This is a genomic window from Brucella sp. HL-2 (genome assembly GCF_025846885.2).
In the GTDB taxonomy this organism is placed as follows: domain Bacteria; phylum Pseudomonadota; class Alphaproteobacteria; order Rhizobiales; family Rhizobiaceae; genus Brucella; species Brucella quorumnocens.
The window spans coordinates 178,869-195,351 of the sequence record NZ_JAOYTK010000004.1 but is presented as its reverse complement, the minus strand read 5'-3'; the positions used below and the strand labels follow the sequence as shown (position 1 = coordinate 195,351).

The window sequence follows — 16,483 nt, the reverse complement described above, 5'->3', positions numbered from 1 at the left end:
CTTGCGACATTGGATAGGGTGTTGCCATCCTGATCAAAACCCGATCGAGCTAAGGGAACTCCAAATCATGCGTGTTGTTCTAGCAAACAGGTATTTTTATCCCGATCAATCCGCCACGAGCCGGATGGTGACGAGCCTAGCTCATGAACTGGTGCGTGAAGGCGTTGAAACCACTGTAGTTGCCAGCCGCAACTATCATGAAAATGGCAACCCCACTTTGCCCGCTCGCGAAACGATCGAGGGTGTCGATGTACATAGGATATGGACGTCCGGTTTTGGTCGCAAGAGGCTTGCAGGTCGAGCAATTGACTACGCAACGTTTCACCTCTCGGCTGCTGCATGGTTTGCTGTAAACACTAGAAGGGATGATATTTGTGTGGTCTGCACGGACCCACCACTTCTTTCGGTTTCAACTGCGCTGCCTGTTCGGTTCCGTCGAGCACACCTTGTAAACTGGGTCATGGATCTGTTCCCTGAAACAGCTATCGAGCTTGGCCTGATGAAACACAAAAATGTATCAGGGAGGCTCGCTGTCGCTTTACGCAACTGGTCGATGCGTCAATCGGCACTTACGATTTGCCCCATAGACAAAATGGCACGCTATTTGTCCGAAAAAGGCATACCTTCAGAAAATTTAGCAGTGGTTCATCACTGGGCAGATAAAAACGAGATTTTGCCCGTTAACCGTGAAGAGAATGCGCTGCGCGACTTATGGGGCCTAGGCGAAAAATTCGTCATTGGCTATTCCGGTAATTTTGGCCGAGCGCATGAGTTCAGCACCGTGCTCGATGCTGCAGAGCAGCTACAGTCGAATTCGGATATCGTGTTCTTGATGATTGGAGAGGGGCAACAACGTGTCTATGTCGAACAGGAAGTAAAGCGACGCAGGCTATCGAATGTTGTCATGAAGCCTTTCCAGCCCGTGGAGCAGCTTTCGGATAGCCTGGGTGCCGCCGATGTTCATCTGGTGTCACTGAAGCCTGAGCTTGAACACTGCATTGTGCCAAGCAAATTCTATGGTGTTCTTGCAGCTGCTCGCCCAACAATTTTCATTGGTGATCCTGATGGTGAGATAGCAAGTGTTGTGCGTGATTTTCACTGTGGCTTGTCTGTATGTCCGGGCGAGGTCGAGATGTTGATAAGTTCGATCCTGTTGTTGCGAAACTCGCAGCTTAATCGCAACACGATGGGTAACAACGCGCGTTATCTCATGGAAACCGCCTATTCACGCGAATTTGGTGCGGCCGTCTGGCAGTCAGCAATTGGCCGAATAGTGAGGAAAGGTCAGTTCTCAGCAATGCCGGTTATGGATCGGCAATTTCACGCGGAGAAAATGTGATGGAAGGCTCGTTTGTCGTAAGCCAATTGGGCGCGCGAATGCATTATGCGGTGCCTCGTATATTTGCAAACCATCAGAGGCTGGCACACTTTTACACCGATATCTGCGCGTTGCAGGGATGGCCCAGGCTGCTCAGTCGGTTGCCTTCCACAATGTTGCCGACTGCTGTACGGCGACTGGTGGGACGCGCACCTCAGGGCATTCCTCAGGAAAGAATGACGACATTTCCAACCTTCGGCCTTCATTCTGCAATGCGAAGACTGGCTAATCAGACGGGGCCACAATCAACTGCTAACGCGATATGGGCAGGCGAGACCTTTGGTAAGCTGGTCGCTGCACAGGGGTTTCATGGCGCAAGCGGGGTTTATGCATTTAGCGGAGAAGCACTCGAACTGCTGAGCGCTGCAAGAAAACAGGGTCTTTGGACTGCAGTCGAACAAATGATCGCGCCGCGTAACGTTGTCGATCAATTGGCCTGCGAGGAGGAAATTCTAAATCCAGGCTGGCAACTATCCACTACTGACGATGTGAATTCCGCAGCGTTTGCGGCAAGGGAACAGGCAGAATGGCAGATCGCAGATGCCGTGATATGCCCATCGAACTTTGTGGCAAAACACGTGATTGAAGCGGGCTGTGCGGCCAAAAAGGTGATCGTTGTGCCCTATGGTGTCGATGATCGTTTTTCTATCAGCCCAGGTTCGCGCAAAGCGGGAACATTGCGGGTTTTAACAGTTGGTGCCGTGGGACTCAGAAAAGGCTCGCCTTATGTGGGTGAGGTGGCGCGAAAGTTAAAAGGGCAGGTTCAGTTTCGTATGGTGGGTCCCATCGATATCCAGCCAAAAGTGCATGAACAGCTTAAAACGATTGTCGAGTTGACCGGACCGATACCGCGCAGCGAAATGCGTTCACAGTTTGAATGGGCAGATGTGTTTTATCTCCCTTCATTGTGCGAAGGATCGGCAACTGCATGTTACGAGGCACTTGCTGCGGGTCTTCCAGTCATCTGTACTGAAAATGCCGGGAGCATAGTTCGCCATGGAATAGATGGATACATTATCCCGATCCGTGACGTTGATGAAACCGTCGAAATCCTTCGTCAGTTTTCAAGTAGTCCCGCAATGCTGTTCAGAATGAGCGAGAATGCTCGCGAAAGAGCAAGCGATTTTACCGTTGTGCGCTACGGCGAACGATTGGTCCAAGCCTTATCGCAACTCTCAATGGGTGAAGCTGCATGAAGATCGTCCACGTCATCGGGTCTTTCGATCCGGCTAAAGGTGGTCCACAGGCGGTTGTCGTTCGCCTTGCTGCAGCGCAAGCGTCGCTCGGGCATGATGTCACTATCGTCAGCTATAGTGATGATGAGATCAATTATCGCGCTGTTAAAGCCACGGCTGCGATACCCGATTTCAGTAAGGTTCAGACTTTATTGCTCGCCATGCCCACTATAAGCGAGAAATTCCTAGGTAGCCGCGCTACCAAAGCTATGTCGCCCCTTATACGCGCGGCAGATTTTGTCCACATGCATGGTGTGTGGGAAACCAACTTGCTCAGAGCGGCAATGCTCTGTCGCCGCTATCATGTTGCTTATTGCATATGCTGTTGTGGCATGCTCGACGTCTGGAGCATGCAACAAAAGGGATGGAAAAAGAAACTCGCATTAAGGCTTGGCTTTCGGAAAATGCTTGATGGGGCTGCGTTCATCCAGGCGCTTAATCAAGATGAGGTTGAACTGATGCGACCGTTAGGTTTGAAACCTCCATCCATTATTATTCCAAACGGAATATTTCTCAGTGAAGTTGAGGGAGGTGAGGGGATCAAAACCGGCTTGCCCGATCGTCCGTATGTGCTTTTCCTGTCTCGTCTACACTATAAAAAGGGCCTCGACATTCTGGCTGATGCCTTTCGGCAGATTGCGCCACTCTTTCCGGAAACGGACCTCCTGGTTGCAGGGCCCGACGGAGGCGCAGAAACAGAATTTTTGAAGATCATTCGTGAGGCCGGACTGAAAGATCGTGTCCACATGACGGGCGGACTATATGGCAATACCAAGATTGCAGCGTTGAAGAACGCTGCCTGCTTTTGTTTGCCTAGCCGTCAGGAGGGCTTTAGTGTTGCCATTACCGAGGCGCTTGCGTGTGGTGTTCCGGTTGTCATCACGGACGCCTGCCATTTTCCTGAAGTCGCTGAAGCGGAGGCCGGCGTCGTGTGTACCTTGTCTTCAGAGGCCGTCGCTGCTGGACTCATTCGTATTCTGGAAGACCCAAAGCGCGCCGTTCAAATGGGTATCGCCGGAAGCCGCTTGGTGTGTGAGAACTACACTTGGCCACGAATTGCGCTTCAGACCATCGATGCCTATCAGACATGGCAACTTCCCAAGACTGGGGTCGTTTCTGGTCAGGATAGACTGAGTACGGTTACTGCAATGTAAGAGTAATTTTAGAGTTCAAGACAATTTTCGTCTTGGACGTATAGGGGCTGCTGGATTGCCAGCATAAACCATCCATGTTTCCATATCTCGGAAACTGACTGCTCTTGCCCCTAATACGGCACCTTCCCCGACATTTACCCCTGGTCCGACAAAAGCTTCTGCAGCTATCCACGCACAAGGCCCGATTACAATAGGGGCTGCAGTGAGCGGGAAATCGTGTTGGTCGATATTATGGCCTGCGGTACACAGATGGGCGCGTTGAGAGACGATGGCAAAAGGGGCCAGTGTGACTTGCGCGACATTATAGCAAAGTACGCCGGGTCCAAGTGACGAATGTGCATCCATGACGAGATTTCGTGGCCACCATATCTGTGCGCTACCGCGTACGATGGCGGTTTTGTGGATTTGAGCCCCAAATGCTCGTAATATCATCGCCCGCCAGCGCCACATGAAAGATGGTGTCCACGCTGCCAAAGAAAACCATGTCAGCTGCCAGAAGAGACGCTGAAGACGATGCTTTAATGTGAATGTTGCCCCACCTTCCATTGGACGGGAGGATTCTTTCCGTCCATTTATGGCTATGTGAGAATCTGATCGCGATGCAATGGACATCATTCTCATCCTTTACATAAATTGAGGGACGCGTGGATCGCGTTGCAACGGTGTGGGCAGACTGACTGACCGATTGCGTATGCGGCAAACCGCTAGAACCGGTATCAGGAAAATCGCCATATGAATCCAGACTGGAATAACCCAGTCTGTCTGATGTGAAATTGCGTGCATGGCAGGCACGATGGACAGCATATAGACTAGTTGCCCCAGCATTTCTCCCGCCATCGCAGTTTCCCAAAGTCTGCGCATTATCCATGCCAGCAGCAGGAACTTGAAAGCTCCAAAATACCAGAATGATGCAAATGCATCGACCAGTCCGGTTTCAGTTGTTCCTGTGAGTGGGTTATAGTCGCGGCTTGGTTTGGGCGTATCCAACTGAAGTGACTCCTTCAACTTCGAGCCGACGAGCTGTGCGGGGACGAAAGTGAAGATGACGCGGTTCCAGTGAAATTTGCCGTAATCGAGCTCCAGGCGTCTGTCGATTTCGTCAATGCGCTGCACGGCATTACGCATTTCGAGACCACCGCGCTCCAGCGTCTCGTTAAAGTTTTCCGCGTAATCGATCTGCATGATGTCATCGAGAATAAAGCTGGAGGTTTCGCGCGTGATCTGACGATAGTCACCCATGCTCGTCATCAGAAACGTTCCTGCAAGAATACCAAGCGTCATCAGAATACGCGGCACCACAAGCCGACGATAAAACCAGAAGGCGAGCAATATCATAAGTAAGAGCTGAATTGCCTCTGCGCGCTTTCCTGTTACGAGAATGCGGTCGAGATAGAAAACCAGATCAAAAGCGATAATTGCCAATGCTGTCCATGAAGGTCGGCGCGCAAAGCACAAAAGAGCAATAGCGAGGCCATAAGGCATGAGTTGCGCAAAGAATAGATAAACAACGGGAATGCCTGTCATTTGCATTCCGATTGAAACATCACCGGGCAGACGGCTTAAGAGAAAATAGAAGACAGCACCAAAAGCGGATAAACCTGTTGCTGCCCAAATGAGGCGGTGTTCGCTAAAGCTCATGCTGAGAAAGCTGAAAGTTTTCTTGGTCATACGCCAACCTAGCGCCAGCATCGCGAGCGACAGAATTCCCATGAACATCGTTTTGGCGTACGCACCTGAGGGTAAAAACTGGTCATGCACCAAAGCCGGGATCTGTGGCAGCAAGAAACCAAAAGTCATTACGCCTGCAAGAAACGGAAACTGGTACATGCGTTCTGCCCGAAGGAGCAGCCCGCCTGCCAGAAAGCATCCTACAAGACCGACAAAAATCCAGGTGAGCGAAATATTCATGGGCTTTTACCATATGACGCGCAAACGCTGCCGAAGGTGGTGGTAGAATCGTCCCGAACCAGATCCTGCGGTAAAATGCGACCGGATGCCAGATACCAGCCAAGTTTCACGTATTCTTTTGCCACAAGCTCCACATCAGCAGGGGTTGACGGAAAGCCGGCCTCCCTTCCATCGCCCCCAATGGGCGAAGAGCTGAAACGCATTTGTGGGCAGGCTGCACGAAAGCTCGCTATTGCGCGACGAGAATGATACCAGTTCGTAACAATCAGCGCTTTTCTTGCCTGAATTCCTCGCATGACGGGTGCAGAATAGTAGGCATTTTGCCAGGTGCTGCCCGATTTGCATTCAACAAGGATAGCGGATGGCTTCACGCCGTCACGCACCATTATCTGCTTATTGAAAAGGCAATCGCCGTCACCAGTAATCAAAATGAGCGGCGAGCGGCCTTCTTTCCAGAGCCGTGCGGCTTGCGCTGCTCGTGGTGGGCCATCGCCACCCGGTACAACAATCACATCAGCTTTACCGCCATCATCCTGCAAAGTCAGAACAGGTTCTGAATAAAATATCGCAGCGAGTCCGAAAAGAACGGCACAGGGCAGAAAGATCAACAACATCATACCATACGCCGTTCTGGTTCTTTACTGTCCAGACCATGGTGAACCGATGAGTTGTTTAACTTGACGTTTTTATTGCATCGCTGTTCTTCCATTTTGATAACGATCATAAATTCATAAGCAGCGAGAAGTCGGCAATAAAGATAGCCGGGTTTTCCATCAAGGAAACCTCGTCGCACCAGATACATATAAAGAAAGCGCAGAGATGGTCTGAATGGCATATGATAAGACAGGGACTTCAGAGCTCGTCGCCGCCTCTCGGGAGCAGTGGATACTATGCCGCCCCAGTCGATCTTTCGTTCCAGCAAGCGATGGGCAGAAAGATCAGCTTCGGCAGAAGAATAGCGATTGTGCTTGTCGTACCAAGCCTCAAGGCCTTTATTGAAACTGTAGTGAATGAAATGCGACTGCAAAGCCCCCTCTGGACCACCGCTCGCACGTGAATGCACCGAGCGTTCAAATCGAACACGATCGGGGCGCACCAAACGGGTGATCCATGTGGGATAAAGGCTCGCATGTTTAATCCAGCGGCCCATGAACATGTTCTTGTAGCGTGCTTTAAAGAACACTTCTGGCCGTGTTGGATCTGATGCAATTGCCAGCATTTCATCACGTAAATCAGCAGGCGTGATCTCGTCCGCATCTGGCGTGTAGACCCAATCGTGTTTAAATCTGATCTCGGTCAACCCGTACATTCGCTGTCGGTCTTCTGTATCATAGGAGCGCTGAAACACGCGTGCGCCTGCTGATTTTGCGAGTTCTACCGTGCGATCCTCACTGAATGAATCGAGTATGACGATATCATCACACCAATCCAGTGAGGCTAAACAGGCTGGCAGATTGATCTCTTCATTTAATGTCATGATAAGAACTGAAACGCTCATGAAGTTGCCCCTGGTAGAGTCACATTTGCTTTTGGTGTTTGAGCTGGCTCTGCCGCTGCCACAATAGGGCGCAAGCCTCTGTTGGTACGAACTACGAATAACGTGTGTGCAATCACCGGGATGATGAGCGCTATCAGCATTGGCCAGGCGGGTATTTCCAGGCGTATAGCAATATAAGCTGTGGCTCCTGCCAGAAAATTGAGTGCCATCACAGCAACTGCAGTTTGTCCTGACGATAATCCGGCGTCGATGAATAAGTGATGCAAATGTTGCCGATCAGGAGAAAATGGACTTCTGCGCGCTACTAGACGACGCACGATGAGACTGAGCGTGTCGATCACGGGAACGACTACCACCCACAACGCGATCGGAAAGGCAACTTCAGTATGGGCGTCGGAGAGAATTAGGATTATTCCGGCAAGTGTCGCGCCGAGAAAAGTGCTACCGCCATCGCCGAGAAAGAGGCTGGCTTTTGCGCGCCAGCGATGCCGCATGTTGAAGACGAGAAAGCCGCTGCATCCAGCTGCCAAAGCAAGTGTTTGTAAACCGATACGGTTTTCCTCTACCCAGAAGCATATAGCTGCCAACCAGAAAAAGGCCGCAGCACTCGCTGAACCCGCAAGGCCATCAACACCATCACTCATATTGATGGCATTCACGAGGCCGACCACAAATGCGAGCGCGATTAACAGGAAAAGAGGGCCAGTAAGAATCTCCCCCAGGATTTCGGTTGCCGGGAGGAGTATGCTTTGTGTTGCACCTCCAGCAAGGCCGAGATGGATCTGTGTTATTCCAGCAATTCCGATAATCAGGAATGCCGCCACGATCTGCATTGCAAGGCGCGGCGCGACGGGAAGATTGAATCTGTCATCGAGAACGCCTGTTGCAAGGATCAGAAATAGACCTGGTAACAAAGCTACCGCACTAGCAGAGCCCCCCAAGGAAGGTGTCAGAAAAACGGCCACCAAGAATGACAGAAAAACTGCAATCCCGCCACATAGGGGTACATTTCCATCGTGTCTCTTTCGAGCATCGGGGATGTCGATTAGATACCACTCGCGTGCAAGCCCGCGAAACCCTAAACAGAATGCAACTGACAAGGTGAAAGCAAGAAGCGTGATGCAGAAAAGACTGATCATGTCTCCTCCCAAGCGCGGGTAAAAATTAAGACTGAGTAGATTTTTACCGGCTCATGCTCGCACCGACGACTTGGCTATAGAGCGTGCAGTATACTCCTTTCTGGTCAGGGCCTAACACCAACGGTGACGTTCCCCACGGGCTCCAAACGGTTATCCTTACATGTGAGCACAAAAAATGGCCCATTGCCGTTCTGTTGAGGCCGTCCGGGGGGGATAAAGTATCTTGAAAACACACCAGCAGCTTACAACGCGAGCCCAAGCTTATTTTAAGTCCGAGCTCTCGAAGAGGAGCAGAAGATGAGCGGTGGCCGACGAGGCATTCTCATTGCGGCGCTTGAGCAATATGCTGGCCTGCTGTTCAATTTCCTGACCGTCATCGCTGTCTCTCGCTTTCTCGGTCCAGCAGAAACGGGTGCGGGTGTGGTTGGGCTGAGTATTGGTGCAATTGTCTTCTCTTTGCGAGAATTTGCCAGCCCTGAATTTCTGATCCGGATTGAAAAAGTTCAGGATCACGACATCAGGACTTCGATGACTTTCCTCATGATTGTAACACTGTTGCTCTCAGCGGGGCTTTATCTCGCACGAGAGTATTTTGCAGCATCCTATCACGATCCATCACTTTTGATGTTCCTCGATATAACCATCATCGCAGCAATCGTTGAAAGCCTTTCATTACCAGTGGTGGCTTTGTTACGACGTGAAATGGCATTCGGCATCCTTGCGCGAATCCGTACTGCTGGATCTGGTTTCGGGGCCGCTGTAACGATTGCGATGGCGACATCTGGTTTTGGGCACATGTGTTTTGCTTTCGGTTTGCTCGCCAGCGCCTTGATGACAACAGGTTTGGCGATGACCATCTATCCGCTTGGACGTCTGCTACGGCCTTCGGTTGCCAGCATTGATGTGGCCTGGAAATTTGGCATTTATCTCGGCGGCAATGCGGGTCTGAACAAGATTTGTGAAACTTTTCCTCAGCTGATGCTGGGTCGCTTCATGCCAATAGCATCTGTTGGAATATATAATCGGGCTAACACTGTAAGTGGACTGCCCGATCGCGTTTTTCTTTCTGCGGTATTCACCGTGGCATTCCCTATGCTCTCGGCTCATGTTCGTGCAGGAGGTGATATCAGTCGCGCCTATGTGCGGGCTTTATCTTATATTTCGGTGGTCTATTGGCCAGCACAAGCCTTACTGGCACTTTTGGCCTATCCCGCGGTCCAGATAATTCTAGGGCCGGGATGGTCCGAAGCAGCGCTTATTGTTGCAATCACAAGTCTCGCAAGTCTGTTCTGGTTTCCAGTTATTCTGACCTATCCGCTTCTCATGGCGCTTGGCGCAAACCGGGAGGCTTTCGTTTCCAATTTCATTTCAAGATCAATCGCTACGATTATCTTATGTCTTGCCGCATTTCACGGATTGCTGGCTGTGGCGTTGAGCCAGTTCATTAGCCTTCCATTTCAAATGATTGTCGCCATCGTTTATGTGCGCAAGCACGTGAATTTTTCTTATCGGGTGTTGGCCAAAGAGCTTATGAAAAGTGCGCTTGTCACGATACTTGCGCTTGCAGGCCCGCTTATGATGGTGGCCGCGGATGGATTTAATCTTGATATGCACTGGACGAGGGCAGTTATTATCGGTTTGGTGGGGATCGCAGGCTGGCTCTTGGCGGTGTTTGTCACCCGCCACCCTTTCACCGATGAACTCATTCCAATTTTCAAATGGCTTTTTGGAAAGTTCATAAGCCGTTTCGGTTGGTCGCGATTGCGGCGATCAAATCTGTCTGAACCAGCGGAATGAGGCCTGTTATGCAGCCCCACAGCACCGATTACCCAACTGTCGACGTTGTAATACCTAACTATAATTATGGCCATTACCTGCTTGAATGCGCAGATAGCGTGCTATCTCAAACAGGTGTTCAGGTCCGTTTATTCATTATTGATAACGCATCCAAAGACAATAGCGCAGCTATAGCGCGCGATCTTGCAGCGCACGATAAACGTGTTGAATTGTTGCTGAGATCAAAAAATGCAGGACCGCACGCCTCCTTTAATGAAGGAGTCGACTGGGCACACTCTGAATATTTTCTTATATTGTGCAGCGATGATCTGCTTGCCCATGGAGCCTTGTCCCGAGCTGTCCATGTGCTCGAACAATGTCCCGATGTTCATCTTGCTTTCGGGGCGGCCCAAAAAATCTCAAAAGATGAGAAAAGGCCCCAAAAACCCACGATTGTTGGTGGCGGGCAATGGAACATCAGCTCTGGCTCCGATTTCATTGGGCTTGCATGCAAACATGCTTTTAATCCTGTCGCGGGACCGACGGCGGTGGTGCGTACGGTTGTGCAAAAACAAGTTGGATATTACCGTCAAACACTCTCGCATACCGATGATCTTGAGATGTGGTTACGTCTGGCATTGTTCGGGAATGTTGCCTCGACCGACAGTATCCAAGCTTATGCGCGTGTTCATTCGGACAACCAGTCTGCAACAGTTACGGGGATCATGCACTGGAATCGAGAGTTTGAAGCAGGGTTCCGTTCGTTCTTTGAAAATGAGGGACGAGTTATGCCGCAAGCCAAACATTATCTCGAGATGGCGCGTGATTGCCTCACTAAACGAGCATATTGGTCGGCATGGTCAAATCTCGTCAGGCGTGAAAAGGGATCTGCATCCTTGATGGCCTTTGCGCTCAAAAGGCATCCGCTTATGGCTTTGATGCCACCTTTCGATTATTTGTTTCAGCGCCGCCAACGACATTCAAACTAGGGGCGTGCAATACCGTGTTATCTGCTTTTTTGGAGAAGATTGACGCGTAATACTTCTTCTTGCTCAGCAAGTCTCTTGCGATAGAGCTTGACGCCATCTTCGACAGTTTTCACGAGTTCTTCTCTGCGAGAAAACATATTGTCGATCTGAGCGAGCAGTGTTTTCGGATCAAAGCTCTCGATGTGATGGCAAAATTCACTCAGGCCGGTGTCGTTTAAAAGTGCGTCGTTCTTCCGTGCATAACCAATCGAAATTGCGGGTCTGCCCATAGAAAGAGAGCAAATGATGTTATGATATCGGCTGGCAACCACGATATCCGTTTTTGCAATTTGCTGCATGAGATCATTAAGAGAAGCAACAGGCTCGAAAATAACATTTCCTAAATTGGATGCGCTAATACGCCGTTGTAGATCATCTACTGCCTCAAGGTCACCCTTGTCACCGGTAAGCAAGCGTACCTGCCGTCCGTCCTGTAGAAGTTTGTCAATCAACTCGGTCATCTTATCGAGATAATTATCGTAAATCGCAGCCCCATCCGCGGCCTGCTTTTTCCAACCTTTATATGTCATAATACCCAGACCCACCCGCTGATCGCCGCTGTTACGCAATTCGTCTTCTATGGTGGGTAGCGCAAATGCGATGTCAGCACTGACAATGTCGTTTTCAACATCCACATTTAAAGACTTCATGAAGTCACATGAAACCTGATCGCGGTAGGAACGGTACGCGGCCATCATCGAAGCTTTGCGGACGAAAAAGCGGCTCAATGGATGTGTGACAGGACCTGCACCAATTGAAATGAAGGCAAAGCGTGCTCCTGCCAATCTCGCTGCTACAGACCAACGTAGAACTGCGAATGGCCACCCAAACGGATCTTCGTTGAAGTCATCAAGAATGCCGGTGCCAGGAACAATGATGAGATCAATGCCTTGGGCGAGCGACACTGCCCCCAAGAAGCCGGTAACACGGCGCGGAAACTCTAAGAGAACTTTGTTGATCAGCCTTATGATTGCATTTTCCGATGCAGGCTGCCCAACAGGAACCGCATCTATTCGGAATTTCTCGTCGATGATTTCGGGTCTGGAGCATATACAGATGAGCTGAGCACTTGGGCACGTGCGTTTCAATAGTTGCAGCATTGCTTCAAGCGATCCGTCATTGCCGGTATTGCCAGAACCGAACTGACCGAAAAGACCTATTCTCATACAAGTGTCTCCAGCTGCATTCACAAGCTAAGCCGGTATGAGTTTTTATGAAAACTGGCAGAAGGGTGAACACCATCCTCTAATGTATGAAGGCATATACCCCTCATAGACAAAATGCGCTGCCGCGCAATTTCGTTACACTGGCGAGCGGTATATCAAACGCCCCCCGATATACCGGAGTAAGGCTTCGAGGGATTTTTCCCTCGAAGTCTTGGTCTCTGGGCAGCAGGGTTTCGATCATGAAATGTGCTTACTTCGTCCGTCCACATATTGGTGGAACCTACTCTGTGTTTACGCGCCTGAGTTCGTCGCTTCGACGGTCCGGTATTGAATTGCGTTGGTTAGCTGCGGGAGCCGCAGGAGAAACGATCAGTTTTCCATCTGCAGGTCAGGGATTAGGCGATGCGTTACGAAAAGGTGATGCAATTGACCAGATGGGCGTGCTGGACGAGGAAACACGCGCCAGAAGGATGGTCACGTTTCTGCGTGAGAAAAAATTCGAGGCCGTGTTCGTAAACGTTTTGTCGAGCCGCTTCGAAACCAACTTGGTGCGATATCTACCAGATGACATTTTACGCATTATGATCGTGCACAATATCACGCCGGGTACTTATGCAGCGGCTCGCGCGATACGCGATCACGTTCATGCGACGGTGGGCGTATCCAAACGCTGTCGGGACGATCTGGTGAACCATTATGGCTTCGATGCCGCGCGAACACTGGTTATCCCACATGGCTTGAACAAGAATATTTGTACACCGCAAACAGTATCGCAGCGGGATGAAAATGCACCTTTACGCCTGCTTTATCTCGGCCGCATCGAGGACAATTCAAAAGGCGTGTTCTGGCTGCCCAATATTTTGCGCGAACTAAAATGTGATTATCATCTAACCGTAGCAGGTGACGGCCCGGATTTGGCTGAATTGCGTCATCGACTTGAGAGTTTCCGCGAGAGGATAAGTTTCACGAGCTGGATTGCGCCATCAGACGTTCCCTGGCTTGTCAGTCAGCACGACGTTATGGTTATGCCATCCCGGTTTGAAGGATTTGGCCTTACGCTCATTGAAGCGATGAGCCAGGGGTGTCCTGCGGTTGTTTCTAGGATCGCGGGTGTAACTGACACGATCGTCACTAACGGTGAAGATGGCCTTTTGTTTCCGGTTGGAGATTTCCGACAGGCAGCCCTCCACATAGATTTTCTAGCAGATAATAAGCATTTGAGAGATGAGATGGCTCAGGCCGCTATCCTTAAAGTAGCTGTCGCTTTCAATAATGATCAGGTGGGTCAGACCTATGCGGGGCTTCTCCAAAACCTCATGCAGAGCCGACCGGCAATTGCACCACCTTTAGCCTTGTCGCAGTGGAATATGCCAACTGCGTTGCATTCAAGTCTGCGAAGCCGGTTGCCTAAACCCGTCAAGAACTGGCTGCGACAGATGCGAGAGCGCCTGAACACAGCTTGGTCCACAGTGTGATCGTCAAAACTGGTAAATAACAAAGGGACAAGGTCATGAACCTTTTCACATCCCGGTTTCGCAATTCGCAAGTGCTCAGAAGCAAGGCACACGCTCTCATACCGGGTGGATGTCATACCTATGCCAAAGGCGACGATCAATATCCAGTTCTGGCACCGGGTTTCATACAGCGTGGTTCAGGCTCGCACGTGTTTGATGTCGATGGAAACCAATATATTGAATACGGAATGGGCAATCGTTCCGTGGGTCTCGGACATGCCTATCCGCCAGTGCTGCATGCAGTCCGGGATGCGTTGCAGGATGGCTGCAACTTTACCCGGCCGAGCGCGATAGAAATTGAATGCGCTGAGAGCTTTCTTGAATTAATCGTGGGAGCTGAGATGGTAAAATTCTGCAAGGATGGGTCGGACGCTACCTCAGCGGCCGTGCGTCTGGCGCGTGCCTATACCGGCCGCGATATGATCGCGTGTTGTGCCGACCACCCATTTTTCTCGACTGACGACTGGTTCATTGGGACGACGAAAATGAATGCGGGTATTCCTGCATCAGTGTCCGCTTTGACAGCTACCTTTCGTTATAATGATATTGCCAGCGTAAAGGCTTTGTTCGAAAATTATCCGGGCATGATTTCAGCGCTCATTCTTGAACCAGCGCGGATGGATGAACCCCAAGATAGTTTCTTGCACGAAGCAAAACGAATTGCCCATGAAAACGGTGCCCTATTTATCCTCGATGAGATGATAACGGGCTTTCGTTGGCATATGCGCGGGGCGCAAAAGCTTTATGACATAGAGCCTGATCTGTCGTGCTTTGGCAAAGCCTTGGGAAATGGATTTGCAATCTCGGCACTCGCAGGAAAAGCCGAGTATATGCAGCTAGGTGGGCTTACACAAACCGACTTTGCCCGCGTATTTTTGCTGTCGACCACCCACGGCGCTGAAACTCACTCCATGGCAGCTGCAATTGCCACCATGAAGGTCTATCGTGACGAACCGGTGATTGAGCGGCTTTACGAGCAGGGTCGGAGGCTTGCAGAAGGGGTTAATGCAGTAATTTCAGCGTATGGATTAGAAAAAAATGTTCGGTTGGTTGGACGCCCTTGCTGTCTGGCTTACGCAACTCTCGATGAGAATGGACAGCCATCTCAGGCGCTGCGGACACTTCTTCTTCAAGAGACGATCAGGCGAGGTGTTCTCATGCCGTCACTCGTTGTAAGCTACACGCATAGTGACACGGATATTGCACGTACCGTCGACGCAATTGATGGAGCACTTGGTGTCTATGCCAGGGCACTTAATGACGGTGTCGATAATTATCTTACTGGGCGCCCGTCACAGGTGGTATATCGCCGATTTAATGATGCGCCATCATATCCGCCTGCTAAGCGATGAGAACTTCACGATTAGGTTTCATTTTGTGCTTTTTGCTGCTTCTGACAGGAGTGGCTCAAGCCGAGAATGTTTTCCCTGTCAGAGTAAGTCAGGATCATCGCACTTTTGAAGACGCTCAAGGCAAGCCGTTTTTGTTGCATGGCGACACGGCCTGGTCGTTGATCGCGGAACTGAAGCGAAACGATGTCGAAACTTATCTGGCTGATCGCAGCGAACGCGGTTTTAATGCCATTCTGGTCAATCTGATCGAACGTCAGTTTTCAAGCAATCCGCCAAGAAATGCGTATGGCGAGTTGCCTTTCGCAAACGAGGCCTTTGGTGCGCTTAATCCGAAATATTTTGATCATGCTGCATGGATAATTGGACGGGCGCAGAAGCTTGGGCTGGTGGTCTTTCTCGCGCCTGCCTATCTCGGCGTAAATGGTGGCGATCAGGGCTGGTTCGCTGAAGCACAGGCTGCAGGCCCTGAGAAAATGAAAGCTTACGGCAAAGCCATCGCGCAAAGGTTCTCAAAATTCCCCAACATCGTCTGGGTGTTGGGCGGTGATTTTGATGCGCCGGATCGAGAACTCGTGTCAAAGCTTGCAGAAGGAATTGCAGCGATTTCTCCTCATGCACTGCAAACCGTTCATTCGGGACGCGATACAAAGACTGCCAAGCTATGGGCAGATCAGCACTGGTTGGTGATCGATACGGTCTATACATATAACGATATTCACAAAACGATCCTCGACCGCAGCAAATCAAGCAGGATGCCGGTAATCCTACTCGAAGGGGCCTATGAGTACGAGCGTGAGACGACCGCACGCATGATACGCCGCAATGCTTATGGCGCGCTTTTAGGTGGTGCGGCTGGGCAATTCTTTGGCAACAATCCCACCTGGCACTTTACTGGCCCCGGCGTCTTCACCTCGGATCAGAAATGGCAAGAGGCACTGGCCAGTCCCGGTGCGCGGTCAATGTCAGTCATGAAAGCGATTTTCGATAAGATACCGTGGTCACAATTGAAGCCAGATCGCGATAATGAGATTTCCGGCGTTGATGAAAGCTATGCAGCAGCTTTGCCAGATCGCAGTCTGATCGTTATCTATGGCGATGCTAACGGTTTCAAAGTGAAGCGAAATGCTATTGCTAATGGCCAGGAAGCCATATGGGTCGATCCAAGTTCGGTCAAAATTTTGACATCAAAAAGCCCGAAAATCGACGGTGAATTTGGCATTTATCCGGCACCCGAAGACCGCAAGAACGTAAATAACAGCGACTGGATTCTGGTAATCGGCAGTCCTGAACAGTTGCAGCTCATCCAAAAGAGGTAGTCTCCACGACCTTTCGCGT

Annotated in this window: 14 protein-coding genes; 8 read left to right on the top strand and 6 right to left on the bottom strand. The window is 50.5% G+C overall.

From position 1 onward, the window contains the following. The first annotated feature begins 67 nt into the window (after positions 1 to 67). From OIV19_RS08810 to OIV19_RS08800, 3 genes are read left to right on the top strand one after another with little or no spacing between them, the layout of a single operon-like run. A complete protein-coding gene (locus OIV19_RS08810) occupies positions 68 to 1,339 on the top strand; it encodes a glycosyltransferase family 4 protein (RefSeq protein WP_264231311.1) in 1,272 nt (423 codons plus the stop codon). Next, positions 1,339 to 2,574 (top strand): glycosyltransferase family 4 protein, encoded by a 1,236-nt coding sequence (locus OIV19_RS08805; RefSeq protein WP_264231310.1) that lies wholly within the window; start codon positions 1,339 to 1,341, stop codon positions 2,572 to 2,574. The genes OIV19_RS08810 and OIV19_RS08805 overlap by 1 nt, the downstream gene beginning before the upstream one ends. Further along, the gene (locus tag OIV19_RS08800; RefSeq protein ID WP_264231309.1) at positions 2,571 to 3,767 is read left to right on the top strand and encodes a glycosyltransferase; all 1,197 of its coding nucleotides are present in this window, start codon (positions 2,571 to 2,573) and stop codon (positions 3,765 to 3,767) included. Before OIV19_RS08805 ends, OIV19_RS08800 begins: the two co-directional genes overlap by 4 nt. Before the next feature lie 15 nt (positions 3,768 to 3,782). On the opposite strand, the gene OIV19_RS08795 is transcribed toward OIV19_RS08800, so the two are convergent. From OIV19_RS08795 to OIV19_RS08775, 5 genes are read right to left on the bottom strand one after another with little or no spacing between them, the layout of a single operon-like run. After that, positions 3,783 to 4,379 carry an LbetaH domain-containing protein gene (locus OIV19_RS08795; RefSeq protein ID WP_264231378.1) on the bottom strand — a complete coding sequence of 199 codons (597 nt, stop codon included), beginning with the start codon at positions 4,377 to 4,379 and terminating at the stop codon, positions 3,783 to 3,785. Between the two features lie 12 nt (positions 4,380 to 4,391). Continuing rightward, on the bottom strand, positions 4,392 to 5,675 hold the full coding sequence (locus OIV19_RS08790; protein ID WP_264231308.1) for a hypothetical protein: 1,284 nt from the start codon (positions 5,673 to 5,675) through the stop codon (positions 4,392 to 4,394). Next, positions 5,672 to 6,289 (bottom strand): YdcF family protein, encoded by a 618-nt coding sequence (locus OIV19_RS08785; RefSeq protein WP_498831036.1) that lies wholly within the window; start codon positions 6,287 to 6,289, stop codon positions 5,672 to 5,674. Before OIV19_RS08785 ends, OIV19_RS08790 begins: the two co-directional genes overlap by 4 nt. Beyond that, entirely contained in the window at positions 6,289 to 7,173 is an 885-nt protein-coding gene (locus tag OIV19_RS08780; RefSeq protein WP_264231306.1) for a glycosyltransferase family 2 protein, read from the bottom strand. Before OIV19_RS08780 ends, OIV19_RS08785 begins: the two co-directional genes overlap by 1 nt. Further along, the gene (locus OIV19_RS08775) at positions 7,170 to 8,312 is read right to left on the bottom strand and encodes an MraY family glycosyltransferase (protein WP_264231305.1); all 1,143 of its coding nucleotides are present in this window, start codon (positions 8,310 to 8,312) and stop codon (positions 7,170 to 7,172) included. Before OIV19_RS08775 ends, OIV19_RS08780 begins: the two co-directional genes overlap by 4 nt. 297 nt (positions 8,313 to 8,609) lie before the next feature. Here OIV19_RS08775 and OIV19_RS08770 point away from each other — a divergent pair, with 297 nt between their 5' ends. Continuing rightward, positions 8,610 to 10,109, top strand: coding sequence for an oligosaccharide flippase family protein (locus OIV19_RS08770; protein WP_264231304.1), 1,500 nt, complete (start codon positions 8,610 to 8,612; stop codon positions 10,107 to 10,109). A gap of 8 nt (positions 10,110 to 10,117) precedes the next feature. Beyond that, the gene (locus OIV19_RS08765; protein ID WP_264231303.1) at positions 10,118 to 11,077 is read left to right on the top strand and encodes a glycosyltransferase family A protein; all 960 of its coding nucleotides are present in this window, start codon (positions 10,118 to 10,120) and stop codon (positions 11,075 to 11,077) included. 17 nt (positions 11,078 to 11,094) lie between these two features. Here the strand turns inward: OIV19_RS08765 and OIV19_RS08760 are convergent, their stop codons facing one another. Continuing rightward, positions 11,095 to 12,282, bottom strand: coding sequence for a polysaccharide pyruvyl transferase family protein (locus OIV19_RS08760; protein WP_319637595.1), 1,188 nt, complete (start codon positions 12,280 to 12,282; stop codon positions 11,095 to 11,097). A 239-nt stretch (positions 12,283 to 12,521) separates the two neighbouring features. On the opposite strand from OIV19_RS08760, the gene OIV19_RS08755 reads away from it, so the two are divergent. Genes OIV19_RS08755 through OIV19_RS08745 form a run of 3 tightly spaced genes read left to right on the top strand, consistent with a single transcriptional unit; the run spans position 12,522 to position 16,464 of the window. Continuing rightward, positions 12,522 to 13,757: a glycosyltransferase gene (locus OIV19_RS08755; protein ID WP_319637594.1), complete on the top strand. Its 1,236-nt coding sequence runs from the start codon at positions 12,522 to 12,524 to the stop codon at positions 13,755 to 13,757. A 35-nt stretch (positions 13,758 to 13,792) separates the two neighbouring features. Beyond that, entirely contained in the window at positions 13,793 to 15,148 is a 1,356-nt protein-coding gene (locus OIV19_RS08750) for a glutamate-1-semialdehyde 2,1-aminomutase (RefSeq protein WP_264231300.1), read from the top strand. Then, positions 15,145 to 16,464 (top strand): glycoside hydrolase family 140 protein, encoded by a 1,320-nt coding sequence (locus tag OIV19_RS08745; RefSeq protein ID WP_264231299.1) that lies wholly within the window; start codon positions 15,145 to 15,147, stop codon positions 16,462 to 16,464. The genes OIV19_RS08750 and OIV19_RS08745 overlap by 4 nt, the downstream gene beginning before the upstream one ends. Positions 16,465 to 16,483 lie beyond the last annotated feature (19 nt).

Bases quoted from the DNA above. Each gene is read 5' to 3' on its own strand.
- OIV19_RS08775 (WP_264231305.1), bottom strand. From the start codon at position 8,312: ATGATCAGTCTTTTCTGCATCACGCTTCTTGCTTTCACCTTGTCAGTT.
- OIV19_RS08755 (WP_319637594.1), top strand. From the start codon at position 12,522: ATGAAATGTGCTTACTTCGTCCGTCCACATATTGGTGGAACCTACTCT.
- OIV19_RS08780 (WP_264231306.1), bottom strand. From the start codon at position 7,173: ATGAGCGTTTCAGTTCTTATCATGACATTAAATGAAGAGATCAATCTG.
- OIV19_RS08790 (WP_264231308.1), bottom strand. From the start codon at position 5,675: ATGAATATTTCGCTCACCTGGATTTTTGTCGGTCTTGTAGGATGCTTT.
- OIV19_RS08760 (WP_319637595.1), bottom strand. From the start codon at position 12,282: ATGAGAATAGGTCTTTTCGGTCAGTTCGGTTCTGGCAATACCGGCAAT.
- OIV19_RS08795 (WP_264231378.1), bottom strand. From the start codon at position 4,379: ATGTCCATTGCATCGCGATCAGATTCTCACATAGCCATAAATGGACGG.
- OIV19_RS08785 (WP_498831036.1), bottom strand. From the start codon at position 6,289: ATGTTGTTGATCTTTCTGCCCTGTGCCGTTCTTTTCGGACTCGCTGCG.
- OIV19_RS08800 (WP_264231309.1), top strand. From the start codon at position 2,571: ATGAAGATCGTCCACGTCATCGGGTCTTTCGATCCGGCTAAAGGTGGT.
- OIV19_RS08750 (WP_264231300.1), top strand. From the start codon at position 13,793: ATGAACCTTTTCACATCCCGGTTTCGCAATTCGCAAGTGCTCAGAAGC.
- OIV19_RS08810 (WP_264231311.1), top strand. From the start codon at position 68: ATGCGTGTTGTTCTAGCAAACAGGTATTTTTATCCCGATCAATCCGCC.
- OIV19_RS08765 (WP_264231303.1), top strand. From the start codon at position 10,118: ATGCAGCCCCACAGCACCGATTACCCAACTGTCGACGTTGTAATACCT.
- OIV19_RS08805 (WP_264231310.1), top strand. From the start codon at position 1,339: ATGGAAGGCTCGTTTGTCGTAAGCCAATTGGGCGCGCGAATGCATTAT.
- OIV19_RS08745 (WP_264231299.1), top strand. From the start codon at position 15,145: ATGAGAACTTCACGATTAGGTTTCATTTTGTGCTTTTTGCTGCTTCTG.
- OIV19_RS08770 (WP_264231304.1), top strand. From the start codon at position 8,610: ATGAGCGGTGGCCGACGAGGCATTCTCATTGCGGCGCTTGAGCAATAT.